The organism is Pseudomonas sp. AE27 (assembly GCF_037113495.1).
Lineage (GTDB): Bacteria > Pseudomonadota > Gammaproteobacteria > Pseudomonadales > Pseudomonadaceae > Aquipseudomonas > Aquipseudomonas palmensis.
This window is the reverse complement of sequence record NZ_CP146966.1, coordinates 3,809,321-3,830,574: the sequence shown is the minus strand read 5'-3', so window position 1 is coordinate 3,830,574 and position 21,254 is coordinate 3,809,321. Positions and strand designations below refer to the sequence as shown.

Sequence of the window (21,254 nt, the reverse complement as noted above, 5' to 3'; positions counted from 1 at the left end):
CGGCTCTCAGTTCTCGATCGGCCGGGCCGCCGGCAGGTCGTTGCGGCGGCGGTGGAACAGGCGCTCCAGGGCCAAGTATATGACCGGCGTGGTGAACAGTGTCAGCGCCTGGCTGACCAGCAGCCCGCCCACCACCGCGATGCCCAGCGGCTGGCGCAGCTCGGCCCCGGCCCCGGCGCCGAGCATCAGTGGCACCGCGCCCAGCAGGGCGGCCAGGGTGGTCATGATGATCGGACGAAAGCGCGTCAGGCACGCCTCGTGGATCGCCGCCTCTGGCGCAAGCCCGCGCTGGCGCTGGGCCTCCAGGGCAAAGTCGATGAGCAGGATGCCGTTCTTCTTGACGATGCCGATCAGCAGCACCACGCCGATCAGGCCCATGATGGTGAAGTCCTGGCCCATCAGCCACAGCAGCGCCAGTGCGCCAAGGCCCGCCGAGGGCAGGGTGGAGATGATGGTCAGCGGGTGCACGAAGCTCTCGTAGAGCACCCCCAGAATGATGTACACCGCCACCAGCGCGGCCAGGATCAACCACGGCTGGCTCGACAGCGAACTCTGGAAGGCCTGGGCCGCGCCCTGGAAGGTGCCGATGATCGAGGCCGGCATGCCCAGCTCGCGCTGGGTGCGTTCGAGGATGCTCACCGCATCGCCCAGGGCTACCCCCGGTGCCAGGTTGAACGACAGGTTGGCGGCCGGGAACAGCCCGTCGTGGCTGATCGACAGCGGCCCGGTGCTGGGCGCCGCGACCTTGGCCAGCGCCGCCAGCGGCACCATCTCGCCACTGAGGGGCGAGCGCAGGTAGAAGTAGGCCAGGCTCTCGGCCTTGCCACGCTGGCGTGCATCGATTTCCAGGATCACCTTGTACTGGTTGGTCTCGGTCTGGAACTCGCTGATCTGACGCTGGCCGAAGGCGTCGTACAGCGCCTGGTCGACGTCGGCGGTGGTCAGGCCGAAACGCGCGGCGGCCTGGCGGTCGATGTCGATGCGGGTCACGCTGGCGCCCAGCTGCAGGTCGTTGGACAGGTCGCGGAACGCCGGGTTGGCGTGCAGGCGTTCGGTCAGGCGCTGGGTCCACAGGTTGAGCGCCGGGCCGTCGTTGCTCTTGAGCACGTACTGGTACTGGCTGCGGCTGGGCCCGGAGCTGAGGTTGATGTCCTGCCCGGCCCGCAGGTACAGCACCAGGCCCGGCACCTGGGCGGCCTTGGGGCGCAGCCGGTCGATGAACTCGCTGGCCGACACGTCGCGCTGGGCAGGGTCCTTGAGGGCGATCCAGAAGCGCCCGTTGGCGATGGTCTGGTTGCTGCCGGTAACCCCCACCGAGTGCGAGAACGCGCGTACCGCAGGGTCGGCCTCGATGATCTTCGCCAGCGCCTGGTGCTTGCGCACCATGTCCGGGTACGACACGTCGGCCGCGGCCTCGGTGGTGCCGAGGATGAAGCCGGTGTCCTGCACCGGAAAGAAGCCCTTGGGAATGGCCACGTAGCCGCCGATGGCCAGGGCCAGGGTCACGAAGAACAGCCCGAGCATCAGCCGCTGGTGCGCCAGGGCCCTGACCAGCAGCCGATCGTAACCGGCCACCAGGCGCTCGCCGAAGGTCGGCGCGGCGTGCTCGGGGTGTTGCGGGCGGCGCATGAACAGCGCGCACAGGGTCGGCGCCAGGGTCAGCGAGACCACCACCGAAATCAGGATGGTGGAGGTGGCGGTGAGGGCGAACTCCTTGAACAGCCGCCCCACCACGCCCCCCATGAACAGCAGCGGGATGAACGCGGCCACCAGCGAGAAGCTGATCGAGACCACGGTGAAGCCGATCTCGCCGGCGCCCTTGAGGGCAGCCGTGCGGCTGTCGTCGCCGGCCTCCAGGTGCCGGTGGATGTTTTCCACCACCACGATGGCATCGTCCACCACAAACCCCACGGCGATGACGATGGCCACCAGGGTCAGGTTGTTCAGGCTGAAGCCGAACAGGTACATCAGCGCGAAGCTGGCCACCAGCGATACCCCCAGCACGCTGGAGACGATCAGCGTGGCCGACCACTGGCGCAGGAACAGCGCCATGACCGCGATCACCAGCAGCACGGCGATCAGCAGGGTGATCTCCACCTCGTGCAGCGAGGCGCGGATGGTCTGGGTGCGGTCGCTGAGCACCGACACCTGCACCGATGCCGGGAGCATTTCCTCCAGGTGCGGCAGCGCCTGCATGACCCGGTCCACGGTGTCGACGATGTTGGCCCCGGGCTGGCGGAACACCACCAGGTTGAGGCCTTCCTGGTCGCCGGACCAGGCTTTGACATAGGCGTTTTCGGCGCCGTTGATGACCGTGGCCACGTCCTTGAGGTGTACCGGGGCGCCGTCGCGGTAGGCGACGATGAGCTGGGCGTATTCATCGGGGTGGAACAGCTGGTCGTTGGTGGCCAGGGTCGACACGCTGCTGTCGCCGTACAGCGCGCCCTTGGCCAGGTTGAGGCTGGTCTGCTGGATGGCCTGGCGCAGGTCGGCCAGGGTCAGGCCGATGGCGGCGAGTTTTTCCGGCTGGGCCTGCACGCGAATCGCCGGGCGCTGCTGGCCGGTGATGTTGACCAGCCCGACCCCGTCGATCTGGCTCAGCTGGCGTGCCAGCAGGGTTTCGGCGTAGTCGCTCAGTTCGTTGGCCGGCATCTGCGCGGAGCTGACGGTCATGATCAGCACCGGGCTGTCGGCCGGGTTGACCTTGCGCCAGGTGGGCAGGCTCGGCATGTCCTGGGGCAGGCGCGAGGAGGCGGTGTTGATCGCGGCCTGGACTTCCTGGGCGGCGGTGTCGATGTTCTTGTCGAGGGTGAACTGCAGGATCAGGCTGGTGGAGCCCAGTGCGCTGCTGGAGGTCATCTGGGTCATGCCGGGGATGGCGCTGAACTGCACCTCCAGCGGGGTGGCCACCGACGAGGCCATGGTCTCGGGGCTGGCGCCGGGCAGCTGCGCGCTGACCTGAATGGTGGGGAAGTCCGCCTCGGGCAGCGGTGCCACCGGCAACTGCGGGAACGCCACCACGCCCAGCAGCACCAGGGCGAAGGTCAGCAGCAGGGTGGCCACCGGGCGGTCGATGCACCACGCACTGATCGAGCTGCGCCCGCTCATGGCTGCACACCGCTGCCGGCAACATCGTCGCCGACGGGCGCGGCGGGCGGGGCTGCCAGCACCTCGACCCGGGCGCCGGGCCTGAGCCGCGACTGCCCGTCGGCCACCAGCGTGTCGTTGACCGCTACGCCGCTGATCACGTTGAGGTTGCTATCCTGATACAGCACCTTGACCGGCACCACCGCAACCTTGTCGTCCTCGACGCGGTACACGAAGTGCTGGTCGATGCCCCGCTGCACCACACCGGGGGGCACCACCAGCGCATCGCGCTGGATGCTGGTCTGGATCTTCAGGCTCACCAGTTGCCCCGGCCACAGGCGGGCCTGGGCATTGTCGAACGCGGCCTTGGCGCGCAGGGTGCCGGTGTTGGCGGCGATCTGGTTGTCGATCAGGCTCAGGTGCCCTTCACCCAGCAGCAGGCCGCCGCTGTCGCCGTTGCCTTCGAGGTAGGCACGGATCGGCGCCGGGGGTTCGGCGGCCACCAGCCCCTGCAGGGTCGGCAGCCATTGCTGCGGCACGGCGAACTCCACCGCGATGGGGTCGATCTGGGTCACGCTGAACAGGCCCTGGGCGTCGCTGGTGCGCACCAGGTTGCCTTCGTCGATGTTGCGAATGCCCACCCGTCCGGTGACCGGCGAGCGGATCTGGGTGTACGACAACTGCACCTTGGCCGCTGCGATCGCTGCCTGGTTGCCGAGGATGCTTGCCTTGAGCTGGTTGACCAGCGCCTGCTGCTGGTCGAGGGTCTGGCGCGAGATGCCGTTGTCTTCGCTGAGCAGGCGGTAGCGCCTGAGGTCGACCTCGGCCACCTGCTGCTGGGCCTGGCTCTGGCCCAGTTGCGCCTGGGCCTGCTCGAGGCTGGCGCGGATGCTGCGGTCATCCAGGGTGGCCAGCAGGTCGCCGGCCTGCACCGACTGGCCCTCCTTGACCAGGATCCGGGTCAGCACGCCCTCCACCTGGGGGCGGATCTGCACGCTGTGCAGCGACTGCACCGCGCCGATGGCGCTGAGGTAGTGCGGCACATCCTGCTGCTGCACCTGGATCACACTGACCGGGGTGGCCAAGGGCATGGCCGGTTGGCTGGCCGTGTGGCGACCGAAAGTCAGGTACAGCGCCAGGCCCAGCAGCAACGCTATCAGGCCGAAAAAAAACACTCGAGAGCTGGAAATTCGCATGCGTGCACGGCGCCAGGGCAGAAAAAGGAGGGCTGTCAGTAGGTTATAGCTGCTACTGGGGGTCAGCAGTGTGACGCCCACCTGTCAGCGCTGTCAGCTGGCAGATGGCCAAGTGCCAATAGTCTGCGCTGGATCAAGGTTTTACTAAATGTTGCCCCGTAGAGTCTCTCGCCCTGCCGCCCCTCCACCTATAAAAACGCGAGCGCTTTCGATGAAGAGCAATCTGCCTGTGACCGGCCGCAATGTAGATTACCCCGGTGACGCGAATATCCTTTCCACCACCGATCTGACCAGCGCCATTACCTATGCCAACGAGGATTTTCTCAAGGTCAGCGGGTTCGAGCGCGACGAGCTGATTGGCCAGTTGCACCATGTGGTACGCCATCCCGACATGCCTTCCCAGGCCTTTGCGCAGATGTGGCAGACCCTCAAGGCCGGCCGCTCGTGGATGGGGCTGGTGAAGAACCGCTGCAAGAATGGCGACCATTACTGGGTCAGCGCATTCGTGTCGCCGGTCACCAGCCAGGGCCAGACGGTGGAGTACCAGTCGGTGCGCACCAAGCCCACCCCGGCGCAGGTGGAGGCCGCCGAACGTTGCTATGCACGCTTGCGCCAGCAGCGCCCGTTGCCCTGGTGGCAACGCCTGCCGCGCCCTGGGCTGGCGTTGCAGCTGGGGCTGGGCACAGGCCTGGTGCTGGCAGTGGTGCTGGGCACCAGCCGCCTGCTGTTGCCGGCGCTGCCGTGGCAGTGGCTGCTGGAGCTGGTGGCCGCCGGTGGGCTCAGTGCGCTGCTGGTGTCGGTGCTGCTGCGCCCGCTGGAACAACTGCGTGTGCGGGCGCAGTCGATTGCCGACAACCCGTTGAGCCAGCAGTTGTATACCGGCAAGGCGGGCGCCGTGGGGCAGATCGAGTTCGCCCTGCTGATGCTCGAGGCGCAGATCGGGGCGGTGGTGGGGCGCATTGGCGACACCTCGCAGCGCCTGGCCGGCCACACCGCAGAGCTGGCCCAGCACCTGCAGCACAGCCACACCACCACCCTGGGCCAGCAGGGCGAGGCCGATCAGGTGGCGGCGGCAATCAACCAGATGACCACCAGCGTGGCCGAGGTGGCCAGCAATGCTCAGCAGGCTTCGGAGGCCGCCGAGCATGCCGAAGATGCCACCCAGAATGGTCATCAGCTGGTGGACCGCAGCCGCAGCAGCATCCTCGAACTGGCCAGCGCACTGAGCGCTGCCACCGAGGTTATCCACACCCTGGAAGGCCACAGCATGGAAATTTCCGGGGTGCTGTCGGTTATCCACAGTATCGCCGAGCAGACCAACCTGCTGGCACTGAACGCGGCCATCGAGGCGGCGCGGGCGGGGGATCAGGGGCGTGGCTTTGCGGTGGTCGCCGATGAGGTGCGCGGCCTGGCCAAGCGCACGGCCGAGTCCACCGGCGAAATCCAGCGCATGATCAGCGCCTTGCAGCGCGGCACCCGCGATGCGGTGCAGGCCATGCACGAGAGCCGCGAGCATGCCGGGCAGAGCGTCGAGCAGGCGCAGCAGGCGGCGGTGGCGCTGGACGGCATCAGCCAGCAGGTCAACCAGATCAGCGAGATGAGCCTGCAGATTGCTGCGGCGGTGGAGCAGCAGAGCCTGGTCAGCGAAGACATCAACCGCAACATCATCAGCATTCGCCAGGCCAGCGAAGAGAGCGTGGTGGCCGGTCAGCACGGGCATGCCAACGCCAGCGACGTGGCCGGCCTGGCCGAAGACCTCCGGCGCCTGGCCGAGGAGTTCTGGCAGCGCCGCTAGGCGCCGCTCAGAAACCGATGAAGCTGTAGTGGCCAGCCGATGTGCTGCACACCCGGGCGCCGGCCTGATGCAGTTGCTCGACCAGTGCCGGGTTTTCCACGTGCAGGGTCCAGGGCGCCAGCGCGGCGTTGCCCGGGGCATGCAGGGCGGCGTGCAGCGCCCCGGTGTCGGGCAGGTAGGCGGTGAAGCCGTTGCCCTTGAGCGCGCTGGTGGTGATGCCCAGTTGCTGGCAGATCTGCACTTTGGCGTGGATATCGTCGCGGTCGGCCTGGCGCGAGCGCTCGATCAGCTCGGCCAGTTGGCGGTCCATCAACTGGCTGCCGTGGATCAGTACCGGGCCGCGTTGCCAGGCTTCGGTCGGGCAGTCCTTGGCGTCGGGGCGCAACGGGATGTGCGGGTTGATTTCCATCGGGTAGATGCGGCACACCAGCGGCCGGCGCTCATAGATGCGGCACAGGTTGTCGGCATCCAGATTGCGGCAGGCGCCGGGGTTGAACGCGGCGAAGGTGATGGCCACGTGTGCCTGGGTACTGCCGCAGGGCACGGCGCAGGCACGGCGGGTGGCGTGCTCGCGCTGGGCGTCGGGCAGGCCCAGGCCGTTGGCCAGAAAGGCTTCCACCAGCACGATGAGCTGGCCGCCATCTGCCACCCAGTGGCGCGCTTCGTCGAGGGTCAGGGGAACGTGGTGGCCATTGCAGCATTTGCCACAGCCGGTGCAGTCGAACTGGAGTGAGGTTGCAGCGCTGGTCACGGTTTGGCGGGGGTCCATTCGGTGATGAAGGCAGTCTTGCGCTGCTTGTCGAACAGGCACAGCTCGCTGCCTTTCTGGTTCTTCATGTGCTTTTGCGGGTAGTGGCCGCTGATCAGCAGGGCACTGTAGCCGACGCGGTCGTCGAACTCGGCCGGCTTGCTGGCGGGCCGGGCATCCTTGAACTGACTGGCGGCGAGGCAGGCCCTGGTCAGGGCTTTTTCGTGGTTAGCCCAGGCTTGATCACTGGAGGCGTGGGCGCCCAGGCTGAACAGGGCCAGCAGAGTAAAGGTAAGGGTTTTCATGATGGGCGGCTCATGGGGGGCAGGCCGCTGATTATGCCAGAGCGTCGATTTTTGCAGGAGCGGGAGCGTTTCAGCGTTTGTCCGGTTTTTTTCGCCGGCAAGGCCGGCTCCTACAAGGGTACGCGGTGCCTGTAGGAGCCGGCCTTGCCGGCGAAGGGGGCCGGCTCAGCGCTCGGCGAAAGCCACCGCCCGCGCGGCCACGATCAGGCAATCGGTGAGTTCCGGCGAGGAGAACTTGGTCAGCACCGCGTTCGCCCCTGCCAGCCGGGCTTTCTCGCTGTTCATCGCACTGTCCAGCGAGGTATGCAGCAGCACATAGAGGTGCTGGAAGTCAGGCGTTTCGCGCAGCGTGCGGGTGAAGGCGTAGCCGTCCATCTCGGACATCTCGATGTCCGAGACCACCACGTTGATCTCCCGGTCGGTGCCCTGCAGCTCCAGCAGGGTGTCGATGGCATCCTTGGCGCTCTTGGCGGTGTGGCATTCCAGCCCCAGGCCGCGCAGGGTCAGCACCGACTGGTGGAGTGCCACATGGCTGTCATCGACCACCAGTATGTTGGTGGCCTGCAGAACGGCGGCGTCTTCGGGGTTCAGCTCGCTGCTGCTCACTTCACGCGGCGGCGGCGCAATGCCGTGAATGACCTTTTCGATGTCCAGCACCTGCACCAGCGTGCCGTCCACCTGGGTTACCCCGGTGATGAATGCCTTGCTGCTCGACCCGTAGGGCGGCGGCTTGATGTCGGTACTCAGGCAATGCACGATGCGGCTCACCGCCTGCACGTGCAGGCCCTGCTTGGAGCGGCTGATGTCGGTGACGATCAGGCAGCCGCCGTTGGGGTCTTCCAGCGGGCGCTCGCCGATGGCGCGCGACAGGTCGATGACCGACAGCGAGTTGCCCCGCAGGGTGGCCACGCCTTTGACGTGCGGGTGCGATTCCGGGAGCTTGGTCAGGGGCGGGCAAGGGATGATCTCGCTGACCTTGAGCAGGTTGATTGCCATCAGCTTGCCGCTGCGCAGGGTGAACAGCAGCAGCGACAGCGAGTCGGCGCGGGCATTTTGCGAGGCCATAGGCACCTTCAGGGCAAAGAGAATAAGGGATCTGCCGGGTTATCGACCCGAGCACGCCAGGCTTTAATCCGCCACTGCACTTCAGCGTAGCCCCAGTCGGCGGGCCAGGCGGCTGAGGTTGGCGCGGTCCAGGCCCAGCTCGCGCGCGGCACTGGCCCAGTTGTGCTGGTGGCGCTCCAGGCAAGCCTCGATCAGCTGGCGCTGGTACAGGTCCAGGGCCTGGCGCAGGTCGGTGCCGGGCGGTGGTGGCAGTGGCGCCGCCACGCTGGGCGCTGCCCCCGGGCCGGCGCCGGGCAGGTCGAAGTCGCGGGCCTCCAGGGTCAGGATTTTCGGCCGCTCGGGGTGCTGGCCCAGCGCCTTGAGCGACGAGCGGCCGATCAGGTGCTCCAGTTCGCGCACATTGCCCGGCCAGTCGTACGCCAGCAGCGCGGCCTGGGCATCGCTGCTCAGGCGCAGGCTGTTCAGGCCCATGCGCGAGCGGTTCTGCTCCAGGAAGTAGCCACTGAGCAGCAGCACGTCGCGCCCGCGCTCGCGCAGCGCCGGCACCCGCAGCGGGTACACGCTCAGGCGGTGGTAGAAGTCGGCGCGGTAGCGCCCGGCACGCACTTCCTCGGCCAGGTCGCGGTTGGTGGCGGCAATCAGGCGCACATCCACCTGGTGCTCCTGGTCCGAGCCCAGGCGCTGCAGCTGTCCGCTTTGCAGCACGCGCAGCAACTTGGCCTGCACGGCCAGCGACAGTTCGCCCACTTCGTCGAGAAACAGTGTGCCGCCGTTGGCCAGCTCGAACTTGCCGCGTCGCTCGCCCACCGCGCCGGTGAAGGCGCCGCGCACATGGCCGAACAGCTCGCTCTCGACCAGGGTGTCGGGCAAGGCGGCACAGTTGAGGCTGATCATCGGCTTGTCGGCACGCGCCGACTGCTGGTGGATGGCCTGGGCCACCAGCTCCTTGCCGACTCCGGTTTCACCGGTGACCAGTACGGTCAGGTCGCTGCCGGCGACCAGGCGGATCTCTTCGAGCAGGTGCTTGTGGGCCTTGCTCTGGCCGATCAGTTCCTGGTGCTGCTGGCCGCTGGCCTGGCGGTAGATCTCGGCGCGCTGGTGTTCGTCTTCGGCGCGCAGGGCCAGGCGTTCGATACGTTGCGCCACGTTGACCGTGGCGGCGGCCAGGCTGGCGAAGGCCTGCAGGGCGTCCAGCTCGACCTGCTGGAAGCGCTCCGGGGCCAGCGCATCGAGGGTGATCAGGCCCCAGGGCCGTTCGTCGACGAACAGCGGGCAGCCCATGCAGTCGTGTACCTCCAGGTGCTGGTGCAGGCCCTCGACCAGGCCGTCGTAGGGGTCGGGCAGTTGGCTGTCGCTGGCAAAGCGGGTCGGCTCGCTGCGGCTGAGCAGGGCGGCGAAGCGCGGGTGTTCGCTGACCTTGAAGCGCCGGCCCAAGGTGTCGGGGCTCAGGCCGTCCACCGCCAGGGGGACCAGCCATTCGCCATCCAGGCGCAGCAGCGCGGCGGCGTCGCATGGCAACAGGGCGCGCATGGCTTCGAGCAGGCGACGGTAGCGTTCGCGTTCGGGCAGCTCGCGAGACAGGTCGCTGACCAGGGGCAGCAGTGCGGTAAGCAGGGATTTTGCGGTCATGATGACTCCTTCGAGTCTTTATGACTCTAGCAGGGCTGTGGTCAATTTGACTCAAAAATATTCAAGCTATTGATTTATATGGATTTAATAGTTGGCACGAAAGCTGAAACAACCCGGGCAGATTATCCAGAAGCCATAAGGCCCGGGAGTTACCCATGCTCAATGCCCAAGATCGTGCCATCGTCAAAGCCACCGTTCCGCTGCTGGAAAGCGGCGGCGAGGCGCTGACCACGCATTTCTACAAACTGATGCTCAGCGAATACCCCGAGGTGCGTCCGTTGTTCAACCAGGCCAACCAGGCCAGCGGCGACCAGCCGCGGGCGCTGGCCAATGGCGTACTGATGTATGCACGCCATATCGACCAGCTCGAGCAACTGGGCGGCCTGGTGAACCAGATCATCAACAAGCACGTGGCGCTGCAGATCCTGCCCGAGCACTACCCGATCGTCGGCGCCTGCCTGTTGCGTGCCATCGAAGAGGTGCTCGGCAAGGAGATCGCCACCCCCGAGGTGATCGCGGCCTGGGGCGCGGCCTACCAGCAACTGGCCGATATCCTGATCGGCGCCGAAGAGGGCCTGTACCAGCAGAAGGCCCAGGCGCCGGGTGGCTGGCGCGGTGCGCGGGCGTTCCGGCTGGCGGCGCGGGTGCAGGAGAGCAGCGAGATCGTCTCGTTCCACTTCGCCCCGCTCGATGGCGGCCCGGTCCTCAAGGGCGAGCCCGGCCAGTACCTGGGCCTGAAGGTGCAGATCGATGGCCAGGAGCATCGGCGCAACTATTCATTGTCGGCGCTGGGTGACGGCCGCGAGTACCGCATCAGCGTCAAGCGCGAGGCGGGCGGCAAGGTGTCCAACTACCTGCATGAGCACCTGCAGGTGGGCGATACCCTGGAGCTGTTCCCGCCGGCGGGCGAGTTCACCCTGAGCGCCAGCGACAAGCCGCTGGTGCTGATCAGCGGCGGGGTAGGGATCACCCCGACCCTGGCGATGCTCGACGCGGCCCTGGCCAGCGGTCGCCTGGTGCACTTCATTCATTGCGCGCGCAACGGTGCGGTGCATGCGTTTCGCGACTGGGTGGACGAACGCGCGGCGCGTCATCCGCAGCTCAAGCGCTTCTATTGCTACGCCGAGGATGATGGGGTGAGCCTGCCGGCCGACGCCGTGGGGCTGCTGAGCCAGGATCAACTGGCGCAGTGGCTGCCGGTCGAGCGTGACCTGGACGCGTACTTCCTGGGGCCCAAGGGCTTCATGGCGGCGATCAGGCGTCAGCTCAAGGCCCTGGGGGTGCCGGAGCAGCAGAGCCGCTACGAGTTCTTCGGGCCGGCGGCAGCACTCGAGTAAGGGCCGGGGCCTGTTCGCCGGCAATGCCGGCGCCTGCAGGTGCACGCATGTGCTGTGGGCGCCGGCTAAGCTGCCGACCTTAATCTTCTTTTAATCGGTTTAACCTTCACTCCCTGTGGTCATGGTCGGCGTGTAGAATTGCGCCCAGGCTTGAGCCACCTATCTAGTGAAGGGAACGGGAATGAACGATCTAACGCAGCGCCTGAATCGGGAACGGCGCTTTCTGGTACTGCTGGGCGCCATCTGCCTGGCGCTGATCGGCGGTGCCCTGTACATGCAGATCGTGCTGGGCGAGGCACCGTGTCCACTGTGCATCCTGCAGCGCTATGCGTTGCTGTTCATCGCCCTGTTCGCCTTCATCGGTGCGGCCATGCCCGGGCGGCGCAGCCTCACGCTGTTCGAGGCCCTGGTGGTGCTGAGCGCCATCGGCGGCATTGCTGCAGCGGGCAACCACGCCTACATTCTGGCCAACCCGGCCGTCAGCTGCGGCATCGACACACTGCAGCCGATCGTCGACGGCCTGCCGCTGGCCTCGGTGCTGCCGCTGGTGTTCCAGGTGGATGGTTTCTGCTCGACGCCGTACCCGCCGGTGCTGGGGCTGTCGCTGGCGCAATGGGCGCTGCTGGCCTTCGTGCTGACCGCCGTGCTGGTGCCGCTGGGCATCTACCGCAACCGTCGCCAGCGTTAGACAAAAGTCCCGTGTCGAGGCAAGTGCGCAGGGCTTGAGAATTTTCCGAAGAAGTCGCCTCCAGGTTGACCTGGATCAAGTCCCAACCCTTGCGGTACGGGCATTTCAGGGCTACAGCCAGGGGTGCGACAAACTGTCGCGAAATTGATTTTTGCTGCGCTATTGTTACGTTTTCTGTAAAGGACTGTTGCTCAATAAGTCATAGTCATGGCCATGTTACGTCACTACAATCGCCCCCAATTTCCGTTCGGCACCGCTTGCGAGTTGCAGGATTAAAGGAGCTCCGGCCCCTTTCGTGACTCTGACGAGCATCGCCTGCGGCGATGCCGGGCTGACCCCCCTCCCGTGATTTTCCGCACCAAATGGAATTGGTCTGTAAACAGGCCTGATTGCCTACGAAGTCAAAACAATAAGCACCGTTGCACACCGGTTCTGCCGAGCAGCCGCAGCTGAATTCCGGCGTGACCGTATTCGATCCCATAAATGCTGACGCTTGGCAGGACGAAGTGTTGGCGACCAAAACACAAATTGCATTGAAGCAAGCTGCTCTAGAGGTCGTGAGATGAGTAAAAAGCGTTACCCCAGACTGTTTGGCATTCTGCCCTTTTTAGGCATGCTTTTACTCAGTGGGTGCAACTGGACCCTGCTCGACCCGAAGGGCCAGGTCGGCATTGAGCAAAGGAACCTGATCCTGATCGCTACCGGCCTGATGTTGCTGGTGGTGATTCCTGTCATTTTCATGACGATCGCGTTCGCGTGGAAGTATCGCGCCTCCAACAAGGCTGCCACCTACACCCCTGACTGGTCGCACTCGACCAAGATCGAAGTGGCCGTATGGTCCATCCCGGTGCTGATCATCATCGCCCTGGGTTATGTCACCTACCTCTCCACCCACAAGCTGGACCCGTACCGTCCACTGGATTCCGACGTGAAGCCGGTGCAGATCGACGTGGTCGCGCTGGACTGGAAATGGCTGTTCATCTACCCGGAACAGGGCATTGCCACGGTCAACAAGATCGTCTTCCCGGCCAACACCCCGGTCAATTTCCGCGTGACCTCCGACGCCGTGATGAACTCGTTCTTCATCCCGGGCCTGGGCGGCCAGATCTACGCGATGGCGGGCATGACCACCAAGCTGCACCTGATTGCCAACCAGAACGCCGAGTTCGACGGGATCTCCGCCAACTACAGCGGTGCCGGCTTCACCGGCATGAAGTTCAAGGCGATCGCCACGTCCCAGGAAGATTTCGAGGCGTGGGTCAACGAGGTCAAGCAGTCGCCGCAACAACTGGACAAGGCCACCTACGAGGCTCTGGCCAAACCTAGCGAAAACAACCCGGTTGCGCTCTACAGCGTGGCCCCGGAAAACATGTTCCAGTCCATCGTCGACAAGTACGAGGGCATGAACCGTGGCAAGCCGGTGGTGCACGAGAAGAAAGAGCACAAAGAAGCGGCCGAAGCGATGGACGTGAGTATGCATTCAGCTGCTGGGGCAGAGGAGTAAAAGATGTTCGGTAAACTTAGTCTGGACGCGATCCCGTATCACGAGCCGATAGTCATGGTGACCCTCGCCATGATCGCGCTCGGCGGTCTCGCGTTGGTTGCTGCAATCACCTATTTCCGCAAGTGGACCTACTTGTGGACCGAGTGGCTGACGTCGGTCGACCACAAGAAGATCGGGGTGATGTACATCATCGTCGCGATGGTCATGCTGCTGCGCGGCTTTGCCGACGCCATCATGATGCGTACCCAGCTGGCCATGGCCACTGGCGGCGCCGAGGGCTATCTGCCTCCTGAACACTATGACCAGATCTTCACCGCTCACGGTGTGATCATGATCATCTTCATGGCGATGCCATTCTTCACCGGCCTGATGAACCTGGCCCTGCCTCTGCAGATCGGTGCACGTGACGTTGCCTTCCCGTTCCTCAACTCCCTGAGCTTCTGGCTGCTGGTGTCCGGCGTTGCGCTGGTCAACATCTCCCTGGGCGTGGGCGAGTTCGCCAAGACCGGCTGGGTGGCCTATCCACCGCTGGCGGGTATCCAGTACAGCCCTGGGGTCGGTGTCGACTACTACATCTGGGCGCTACAGATATCCGGATTGGGGACAACGCTGACCGGTGTCAACTTCCTGGCCACCGTGCTGAAAATGCGCGCCCCTGGCATGAAGCTGATGGACATGCCGATCTTCACCTGGACCTGCACCTGGGCCAACATCCTGATCGTGGCTTCGTTCCCGATCCTGACCGCGACCCTGGCACTGCTGACCGTTGACCGTTATCTGGACTTCCACATTTTCACCAACGAGCTTGGTGGGAACCCGATGATGTACGTCAACCTGTTCTGGGCATGGGGTCACCCTGAGGTGTACATCCTGATCCTGCCGGCGTTCGGCGTGTTCTCGGAAGTAATCTCGACCTTTACCGGCAAGCGCCTGTTCGGCCACAAGTCGATGATCTACGCCTCGGGTGCGATCTCGGTTCTGGGCTTCGGCGTATGGCTGCACCACTTCTTCACCATGGGTTCGGGCGCCAGCGTCAACACCTTCTTCGGTCTGGCGACCATGCTCATTTCGATCCCGACCGGGGTCAAGCTGTTCAACTGGCTGTTCACGATCTACCAGGGCCGTCTGCGCTTCACCGCGCCAGTGCTGTGGACCCTGGGCTTCATGGTGACCTTCTCGATCGGCGGCATGACCGGCGTACTGCTGGCCGTACCTGGTGCTGACTTCGTGCTGCACAACAGCCTGTTCGTGATCGCTCACTTCCATAACGTGATCATCGGTGGTGCGGTGTTCGGCTACATTGCCGGCTTCGCCTTCTGGTTCCCGAAAGCCTTCGGTTTCACCCTGAACGAGAAGTGGGGCAAGGCTGCCTTCTGGTTCTGGATCTCCGGTTTCTACGTGGCCTTCATGCCGCTGTACGCACTGGGCTTCATGGGCATGACCCGTCGTCTGAACCACTCGGACAACCCTGCCTGGGAACCGTACCTGTACGTGGCCGTGGTCGGTGCCGTGCTGATCCTGTTCGGTATCGCCTGCCAGCTGATCCAGCTGTACGTGTCGATCCGCGATCGCAAGGACAACATGGACGTCACTGGCGACCCATGGAATGCGCATACCCTGGAATGGTCGACCTCGTCGCCACCGCCGTTCTACAACTTCGCCACCATGCCGGAAAAAGTCGGCCTGGACGCATGGACCGAAGCCAAGCGCGCCGGTATCGCCTACAAGGCTCCGGCCCAGTACGCACCGATCCACATGCCGAACAACACCGCTACCGGTCTGTACATGGGCGCGCTGTTGACCGTCTTCGGTTTCGCCACCATCTGGCACATCTGGTGGTTGGCCGCGGTCGGCCTGATCGGCACCATCGCTGTCTTCGTTGCTCACGCTGCGCGTGACGACCAGGGCTACATGGTTCCTGCCGAGGAAGTGGCACGTATCGAAGGTGAGCGTCTGAAGCACCTCGGTCTGGCTACCGGCTCGCCAGTCGGTGCGCCTGTCGAATCGTTTGAACGGGTTTAATCAATGTCCAGTCATGTAATCAATGCTGATGCTGCTCATGGTCACGACCATGGGCACGAAGAACACCACGACTCGGGCCAGATGACCGTATTCGGTTTCTGGCTGTACCTGATGACCGACTGCATCCTGTTTGCGTCGATCTTCGCAGCCTACGCGGTGCTGTCCGGCAACTTTGCCGGCGGCCCGTCGGGTCACGACATCTTCGAACTGCCGTATGTACTGGCTGAAACCGCGCTGCTGCTGTTCTCCAGTATCACCTTCGGCTTCGCCATGCTGCAGATGTACAAGGGCAACAAGAACGGTGTACTGGCCTGGCTGGCAGTCACCTTCCTGCTCGGCCTTGGCTTCATCGTCATGGAAGTCAACGAGTTCCACCTGCTGATCAGCGAAGGCTTCGGCCCGCAGCGCAGCGGCTTCCTGTCGGGCTTCTTCGCCCTGGTCGGCACCCACGGTCTGCACGTGACCGGTGGTCTGATCTGGATGGCCGTGATGATGTACCAGATCCAGAAGAAGGGCATCACCGGTTCGGCCAAGACCCGCATGGGTTGCCTGAGCCTGTTCTGGCACTTCCTGGACGTGGTCTGGATCTGCGTATTCACCGTTGTCTATCTGCTGGGGGTTCTGTAAATGGCTAACGCACATAACGAGCACGCCGAGGGCAGCCACGGCAGCGTGAAGTCGTACGCAATCGGCTTCGTACTGTCGGTGATCCTGACGCTGATCCCGTTCGGTCTGGTGATGTACCCGACCTTGCCCAAAGACATGACCGTACTGATCGTGGTGGCCTTCGCGGTCATCCAGATCGTCGTGCACCTGTACTACTTCCTGCACCTGGACCGTTCGCCAGAGCAGCGTGAGAACGTCAGCGCCTTCCTGTTCACCGGGTTGGTCATTGCACTGTTGGTCGGCCTGTCGCTGTGGATCATGTTCAGCATCCACACCAGCATGATGGCGAAGTGAGGTAAGACGGCATGTCCTTTAAGCACTTTATCCAAATCACCAAACCGGGGATCATTTTCGGTAACGTGCTTTCTGTGGCAGGCGGTTTCTTCCTTGCCGCGCAAGGGCATGTGGACTTCATGCTGTTCCTGGCCACGGTGATCGGCACTTCGCTGGTGGTGGCGTCCGGTTGCGTGTTCAACAACTGCATCGACCGTGACATCGACATCAAGATGGAGCGCACCAAGAACCGTGTGATGGTTCAAGGGCAGGTCTCGCTGAAGATCGCGCTGGCCTACGCCACCCTGCTCGGGGTGGCCGGGCTTGGCCTGCTGTACGTGCAGGCCAATGCCCTGGCAGCGTTGTTCGGCCTGATCGGGTTCATCATCTACGTGGGTTTCTACAGCCTGTACCTGAAGCGCAAATCGGTGCACGGCACCCTGGTAGGCAGCCTGTCCGGTGCCATGCCTCCGGTGATCGGCTACTGCGCCGTGAGCAACAGCTTCGACCTGGCTGCGTTGACCCTGCTGGTGATGTTCAGCCTGTGGCAGATGCCGCATTCCTATGCGATCGCGATCTTCCGCTTCAACGACTACCTGGCGGCCTCGATTCCGGTACTGCCGGTCAAGCGTGGCATCCTGGTGGCCAAGAAACACATCCTTTGGTACATCGTGGCGTTCCTGGCAGCGACCCTGATGCTGACCATCGGTGGTTATGCCGGCATGAGCTACATGGCCGTGGCCGCGGCGATGGGCATGTACTGGTTGTACATGGCCTGGACCGGCTACAAGGCTGTGGATGATCGCCTGTGGGCGCGCAAGCTGTTCGTGTTTTCCATCTTCACCATCACTGCGTTGAGCGTGATGATGTCGTTGGACACCAAGGTGCCGACCGAACTGCTGCTGACCTACGCGCATTGATCTGATGTGTTGAAAGAGACCCCGGGCCGAAAGGTGCCGGGGTTTTTTTTGCCCTTCAGAAACGGCTTCGCTCCCGCTCTTGCTCTTGCTTTTGCTTTTGCTTTTGCTTTTGCTTTTGCTTTTGCTTTTGATCTTTCCGTCCTTCAGGAGGCCGAATGGAGCCCGCGTGTAGTGGGGTGTAGGGCCATGGATGGCCCGGAAAGTGCCGACGGGCAGGGACGCCCGTGCGGCGCGGCCCCACGGAGCGTGGGTGGAATGAGGGGACCCGTAGCGAAGCGTAGGGCCGGATGCTGGACGGAGCGGTTTTGCTTACTTTTTCCAAGAAAAAAGTAAGCCGCTGTAAGAGCGGAAGGGGCCCTAAATGTCGATATCCATGCTGGATAAGCACATGATTGTCGATTTTCATGTCGTTGTGATTATCCGACATGGATAGCGCTGCGAGCGGCCCCTTCCGCTCTTACAGCGGGTCACTTTTGGCAAACGCCCCAAAAGTAACCAAAAAGGCTGGGCCCTGCATACGGCCCTACGCTTCGCTCCGGGTCCCCTCGCTCCGCACCTGCTCCGGGGGCCGCGCCGCACGGGCGTCCCTGCCCGTCGGCACTTTCCGGGCCATCCATGGCCCTACACCCCACTACGCAGGCGCTCCACTCGGCCTCCTGAAGGGCCAGAAGATCAAAAGCAGATCAAAAGCCTGAGCGCCTCTGGATCGGTGTATGCCAACGGCCGGCAATCCCTCCCACCCGGGCACCACTCCCCGCTGAACACGCAACCCCCGGCATTGCTAGCGTGACGGCTCCCCACCCCAAGGAGCACACCGCCATGAGCATTCTGACCGTTTACTTCTGCGGCACCGGATCGCACCGTTTCGATGACCAGAACCCCAATTTCTGGAACGGCGAACTGGTCGCCACCCTTGCTTCCAACGACCAGAGCCGCGAGTTCGCCAACTGGATCGCCATCGACGGCCCGGGCAGCGGCAACCTGCAGGCCGATGACCTGTTCATCGAAAACAAGGAATACGGCCTCACCGGCACCCTGTTCGGCGCCGGCTGGGAGCAGAACGTGGCCCACGCCCTGCAGGTCATCAAGGGCTCCTGCACCTGGCAGCGCGAAAAACTCACCGAGCAGGACTACAACCGCCTGAAGTCAGCCGGCGTGCCGATCGAGGACGTGAAGAAGGAGGGTTCCTGGTTCTGGCGCCAGTACGACTATGGCGACCGCGGCGTGACCCCGCAGCAACTCCAGGAAGGCATCATCCGCATGCACCGCAAGGACGGCCTGATTCCCGATCAGGTCAACATCGTGGGCTGGAGCCGCGGCGGCATCAGTGCCCACATGCTCGCCAACGCCATGGCCGACGACCCGCAACTGGCCCACGTGCCGGTGAACATCTTTGCCATCGACCCCGTGCCCGGGATCAACAACCTGCAGCCACACCGCCTGCACCTGCGCACCAACGTGAAGGAGTACGTGGGTTTCTTTTCTCGCGACGAGCGCTCCAAGGGCTTCGCCTGCGTCATCCCGTCCACCTACCCCGATACCCGTGTCCACATCTTTCCGCTGCCAGGACGCCACGCCACGCTGGTGGGCAATGCCTCGGCCGATGGCGCCAGTGCCGGCAACGAGCTGCCCGACCCGGGCCTGATCGTGCGCCATTTTGCCGAAACCTGCCTGACCCGCTGGGGCGTGACGCTGCAAAAACGCCTTGAGCTGAGCGAAGGGCAGGTGGCCGACTACCTGGATGCCATGGACCGCGACGATGCCCGCTACAGGGCCATGCGCAAGCACTCCTACACGCTGCTGAGCGAGTCCGAAGGGGAGCATCGGCTGGTCCACCAGGGCGATATGCGCAAGGCTTTCAGCTTCGTGCGCGGGGCCCACATGGCGCCGGAGGAGGGCCTGGATGTGGGGAGCTGGCGCTCGCTGTCGTTCGAGCGTCTGTGCTGACACCCCGGCATCGGTCGCGGCCGCGCTGCGCGGCCCGCGATCGAATCCACTTTACAGGCATTGCCTGCAGGCACTATCTTCTGCCTCGGCCACCGCAGTGGCCAACGTCGCTCGGACGGTTCCGGGCGCTTACGTCCTCGAGGTAACCATGGCTGACCAAGGTTCGCCGCGCCGCTTTGCGCGCATAGATCGTCTCCCCCCTACGTATTCAACATCACCGCCGAACTCAAGATGGCCGCGCGCCGTCGTGGCGAAGACATCATCGACCTGAGCATGGGCAACCCCGACGGGGCCACGCCGCCGCACATCGTCGAGAAGCTGGTACAGGTCGCCCAGCGCGAAGACACCCACGGTTACTCCACCTCGCGCGGTATCCCGCGCCTGCGCCGGGCCATCTCGCACTGGTACAAGGACCGCTACGACGTCGAGATCGACCCCGAGTCCGAAGCCATTGTCACCATCGGCTCCAAGGAGGGCCTGGCCCACCTGATGCTGGCCACCCTGGACCACGGCGATACCGTGCTGGTGCCCAACCCCAGCTACCCGATCCACATCTACGGCGCGGTGATCGCCGGGGCCCAGGTGCGTTCGGTGCCGCTGGTGCCCGGCGTGGACTTCTTCAACGAGCTGGAGCGGGCGATCCGCGAGTCGATCCCCAAGCCCAAGATGATGATCCTGGGGTTCCCCTCCAACCCCACCGCGCAGTGCGTGGAGCTGGACTTCTTCGAGCGGGTGGTGGCACTGGCCAAGCAGTACGACGTGCTGGTGATCCACGACCTGGCCTATGCCGACATCGTCTACGACGGCTGGAAGGCCCCGTCGATCATGCAGGTGCCGGGTGCCAAGGACATCGCCGTGGAGTTCTTCACGCTGTCCAAGAGCTACAACATGGCCGGCTGGCGGATCGGCTTCATGGTCGGCAACCCGGAGCTGGTCAACGCCCTGGCGCGAATCAAGAGCTACCACGACTACGGCACCTTCACCCCGTTGCAGGTGGCGGCGATCGCGGCGCTCGAAGGCGACCAGCAGTGCGTGCGCGACATCGCCGAGCAGTACCGCCAGCGGCGCAACGTGCTGGTCAAGGGGCTGCACGAGACCGGCTGGATGGTCGAGAACCCCAAGGCCTCGATGTACGTGTGGGCCAAGATCCCCGAGCAGTACGCGCACCTGGGTTCGCTGGAGTTCGCCAAGAAGCTGCTGGCCGAAGCCAAGGTATGCGTGTCGCCGGGCATCGGCTTTGGCGACTATGGCGATGACCATGTGCGCTTTGCCCTGATCGAGAACCAGGACCGCATTCGCCAGGCGGTGCGCGGCATCCGCCAGATGTTCCGTGCCGATGGCATCGAGGCGCCGAAGGCGGCCAGGGCTTCACGCACGTCGTGATGCACCTCGCCGGCAAGGCCTGCTCCCGTAGGAGCCGGCCTTGCCGGCGAAGGGCGCGACACCGCCTTCCGTCGGCCGCCCATATTTCTTTCACTGCCCCCCTTTTCAACGCCACGCCGAAGCATAGAATGATCGTCGGGTTTCTCCCTCCAACGATACTTCTCCCCCCTCCCAAATCATGTCCGAAAACAATCCTTGTTTGACTTGCGGTGCCTGCTGCGCGTATTTCCGTGTGTCCTTTTTCTGGGGTGAATGCACCTCGGCCGGGGGTGTCGTGCCTGATGAACTGGTGGTGCAGATCAACCCGACCCGGGTGGCGATGATCGGCACCGACGCCAAGCCGTGTCGCTGCATAGGGCTTGAAGGCGAGATCGGCAAGAGCGTCAGCTGTTCGCTCTATGCCCAGCGCTCCAGCCCCTGCCGCGAGTTCGATGCCGCCTGGGTCAATGGCCAGCCCAACGACGACTGCAACGCGGCGCGGGCCGCCCACGGCCTGCCCCCTCTGGAAGCCAACGAGCCGTTCTGGCCCGCCGAAGACCCGGAGGTGGCCTGACCGTTCGTCGGTTGGCTGACGCTGTAAGTTTGACGAGGCCCTGTATTCACGGGGCCCATTGCCAAAGTATTAACACCATTTGACGTAACGCCTTTGCGCAAGGGCTCCGGGAAAGCGGCTACATATTCCAGCACTG

Annotated in this window: 16 protein-coding genes and 1 pseudogene; 11 read left to right on the top strand and 6 right to left on the bottom strand. The window is 64.2% G+C overall.

Translation table 11 applies throughout. The features are described 5' to 3' along the window. Nucleotides 1–6: 6 nt before the first annotated feature. Both V9K84_RS17635 and V9K84_RS17630 read right to left on the bottom strand, forming a co-directional pair. Nucleotides 7–3,108, bottom strand: a complete 3,102-nt coding sequence (locus V9K84_RS17635) for a multidrug efflux RND transporter permease subunit (RefSeq protein WP_043864395.1) — start codon at nt 3,106–3,108, stop codon at nt 7–9. Next, nucleotides 3,105–4,283, bottom strand: coding sequence for an efflux RND transporter periplasmic adaptor subunit (locus tag V9K84_RS17630; protein WP_088515289.1), 1,179 nt, complete (start codon nt 4,281–4,283; stop codon nt 3,105–3,107). The genes V9K84_RS17635 and V9K84_RS17630 overlap by 4 nt, the downstream gene beginning before the upstream one ends. Before the next feature lie 211 nt (nt 4,284–4,494). Here V9K84_RS17630 and V9K84_RS17625 point away from each other — a divergent pair, with 211 nt between their 5' ends. Continuing rightward, the gene (locus tag V9K84_RS17625; RefSeq protein WP_043864397.1) at nt 4,495–6,078 is read left to right on the top strand and encodes a PAS domain-containing methyl-accepting chemotaxis protein; all 1,584 of its coding nucleotides are present in this window, start codon (nt 4,495–4,497) and stop codon (nt 6,076–6,078) included. Between the two features lie 7 nt (nt 6,079–6,085). Here the strand turns inward: V9K84_RS17625 and V9K84_RS17620 are convergent, their stop codons facing one another. The 4 genes from V9K84_RS17620 to norR all read right to left on the bottom strand — a co-directional run bounded on the left by V9K84_RS17620 (nt 6,086) and on the right by norR (nt 9,825). Next, a complete protein-coding gene (locus V9K84_RS17620; protein ID WP_078479911.1) occupies nt 6,086–6,847 on the bottom strand; it encodes a YkgJ family cysteine cluster protein in 762 nt (253 codons plus the stop codon). After that, entirely contained in the window at nt 6,826–7,131 is a 306-nt protein-coding gene (locus tag V9K84_RS17615) for a hypothetical protein (RefSeq protein ID WP_088515290.1), read from the bottom strand. Before V9K84_RS17615 ends, V9K84_RS17620 begins: the two co-directional genes overlap by 22 nt. Before the next feature lie 165 nt (nt 7,132–7,296). Then, a complete protein-coding gene (locus V9K84_RS17610) occupies nt 7,297–8,196 on the bottom strand; it encodes a chemotaxis protein (protein WP_043864400.1) in 900 nt (299 codons plus the stop codon). A gap of 81 nt (nt 8,197–8,277) precedes the next feature. Further along, a complete protein-coding gene (gene norR / locus V9K84_RS17605; protein WP_043864401.1) occupies nt 8,278–9,825 on the bottom strand; it encodes a nitric oxide reductase transcriptional regulator NorR in 1,548 nt (515 codons plus the stop codon). A gap of 155 nt (nt 9,826–9,980) precedes the next feature. Here norR and hmpA point away from each other — a divergent pair, with 155 nt between their 5' ends. The 10 genes and pseudogenes from hmpA to V9K84_RS17555 all read left to right on the top strand — a co-directional run bounded on the left by hmpA (nt 9,981) and on the right by V9K84_RS17555 (nt 21,118). After that, entirely contained in the window at nt 9,981–11,162 is a 1,182-nt protein-coding gene (gene hmpA, locus V9K84_RS17600) for an NO-inducible flavohemoprotein (protein ID WP_088515291.1), read from the top strand. Nucleotides 11,163–11,343: 181 nt separating this feature from the next. Next, complete coding sequence (locus V9K84_RS17595) at nt 11,344–11,850, top strand: disulfide bond formation protein B (protein ID WP_043864403.1); 507 nt, start codon at nt 11,344–11,346, stop codon at nt 11,848–11,850. A gap of 562 nt (nt 11,851–12,412) precedes the next feature. After that, nucleotides 12,413–13,354: a ubiquinol oxidase subunit II gene (cyoA, locus tag V9K84_RS17590; RefSeq protein ID WP_043864404.1), complete on the top strand. Its 942-nt coding sequence runs from the start codon at nt 12,413–12,415 to the stop codon at nt 13,352–13,354. A 3-nt stretch (nt 13,355–13,357) separates the two neighbouring features. Then, a complete protein-coding gene (gene cyoB, locus V9K84_RS17585) occupies nt 13,358–15,376 on the top strand; it encodes a cytochrome o ubiquinol oxidase subunit I (protein WP_043864405.1) in 2,019 nt (672 codons plus the stop codon). Between the two features lie 3 nt (nt 15,377–15,379). Further along, a complete protein-coding gene (gene cyoC / locus V9K84_RS17580; protein ID WP_043864406.1) occupies nt 15,380–16,003 on the top strand; it encodes a cytochrome o ubiquinol oxidase subunit III in 624 nt (207 codons plus the stop codon). Next, on the top strand, nt 16,004–16,336 hold the full coding sequence (cyoD, locus tag V9K84_RS17575) for a cytochrome o ubiquinol oxidase subunit IV (protein ID WP_043864407.1): 333 nt from the start codon (nt 16,004–16,006) through the stop codon (nt 16,334–16,336). It begins immediately after the preceding gene. An 11-nt stretch (nt 16,337–16,347) separates the two neighbouring features. Beyond that, nucleotides 16,348–17,235: a heme o synthase gene (cyoE, locus tag V9K84_RS17570; protein WP_043864408.1), complete on the top strand. Its 888-nt coding sequence runs from the start codon at nt 16,348–16,350 to the stop codon at nt 17,233–17,235. 819 nt (nt 17,236–18,054) lie between these two features. After that, nucleotides 18,055–19,182: a hypothetical protein gene (locus tag V9K84_RS17565; RefSeq protein WP_058541385.1), complete on the top strand. Its 1,128-nt coding sequence runs from the start codon at nt 18,055–18,057 to the stop codon at nt 19,180–19,182. Between the two features lie 148 nt (nt 19,183–19,330). Next, nucleotides 19,331–20,565: pseudogene (gene alaC, locus V9K84_RS17560) on the top strand (alanine transaminase). A gap of 178 nt (nt 20,566–20,743) precedes the next feature. After that, nucleotides 20,744–21,118, top strand: coding sequence for a YkgJ family cysteine cluster protein (locus tag V9K84_RS17555; RefSeq protein WP_043864412.1), 375 nt, complete (start codon nt 20,744–20,746; stop codon nt 21,116–21,118). Nucleotides 21,119–21,254: the final 136 nt, after the last annotated feature.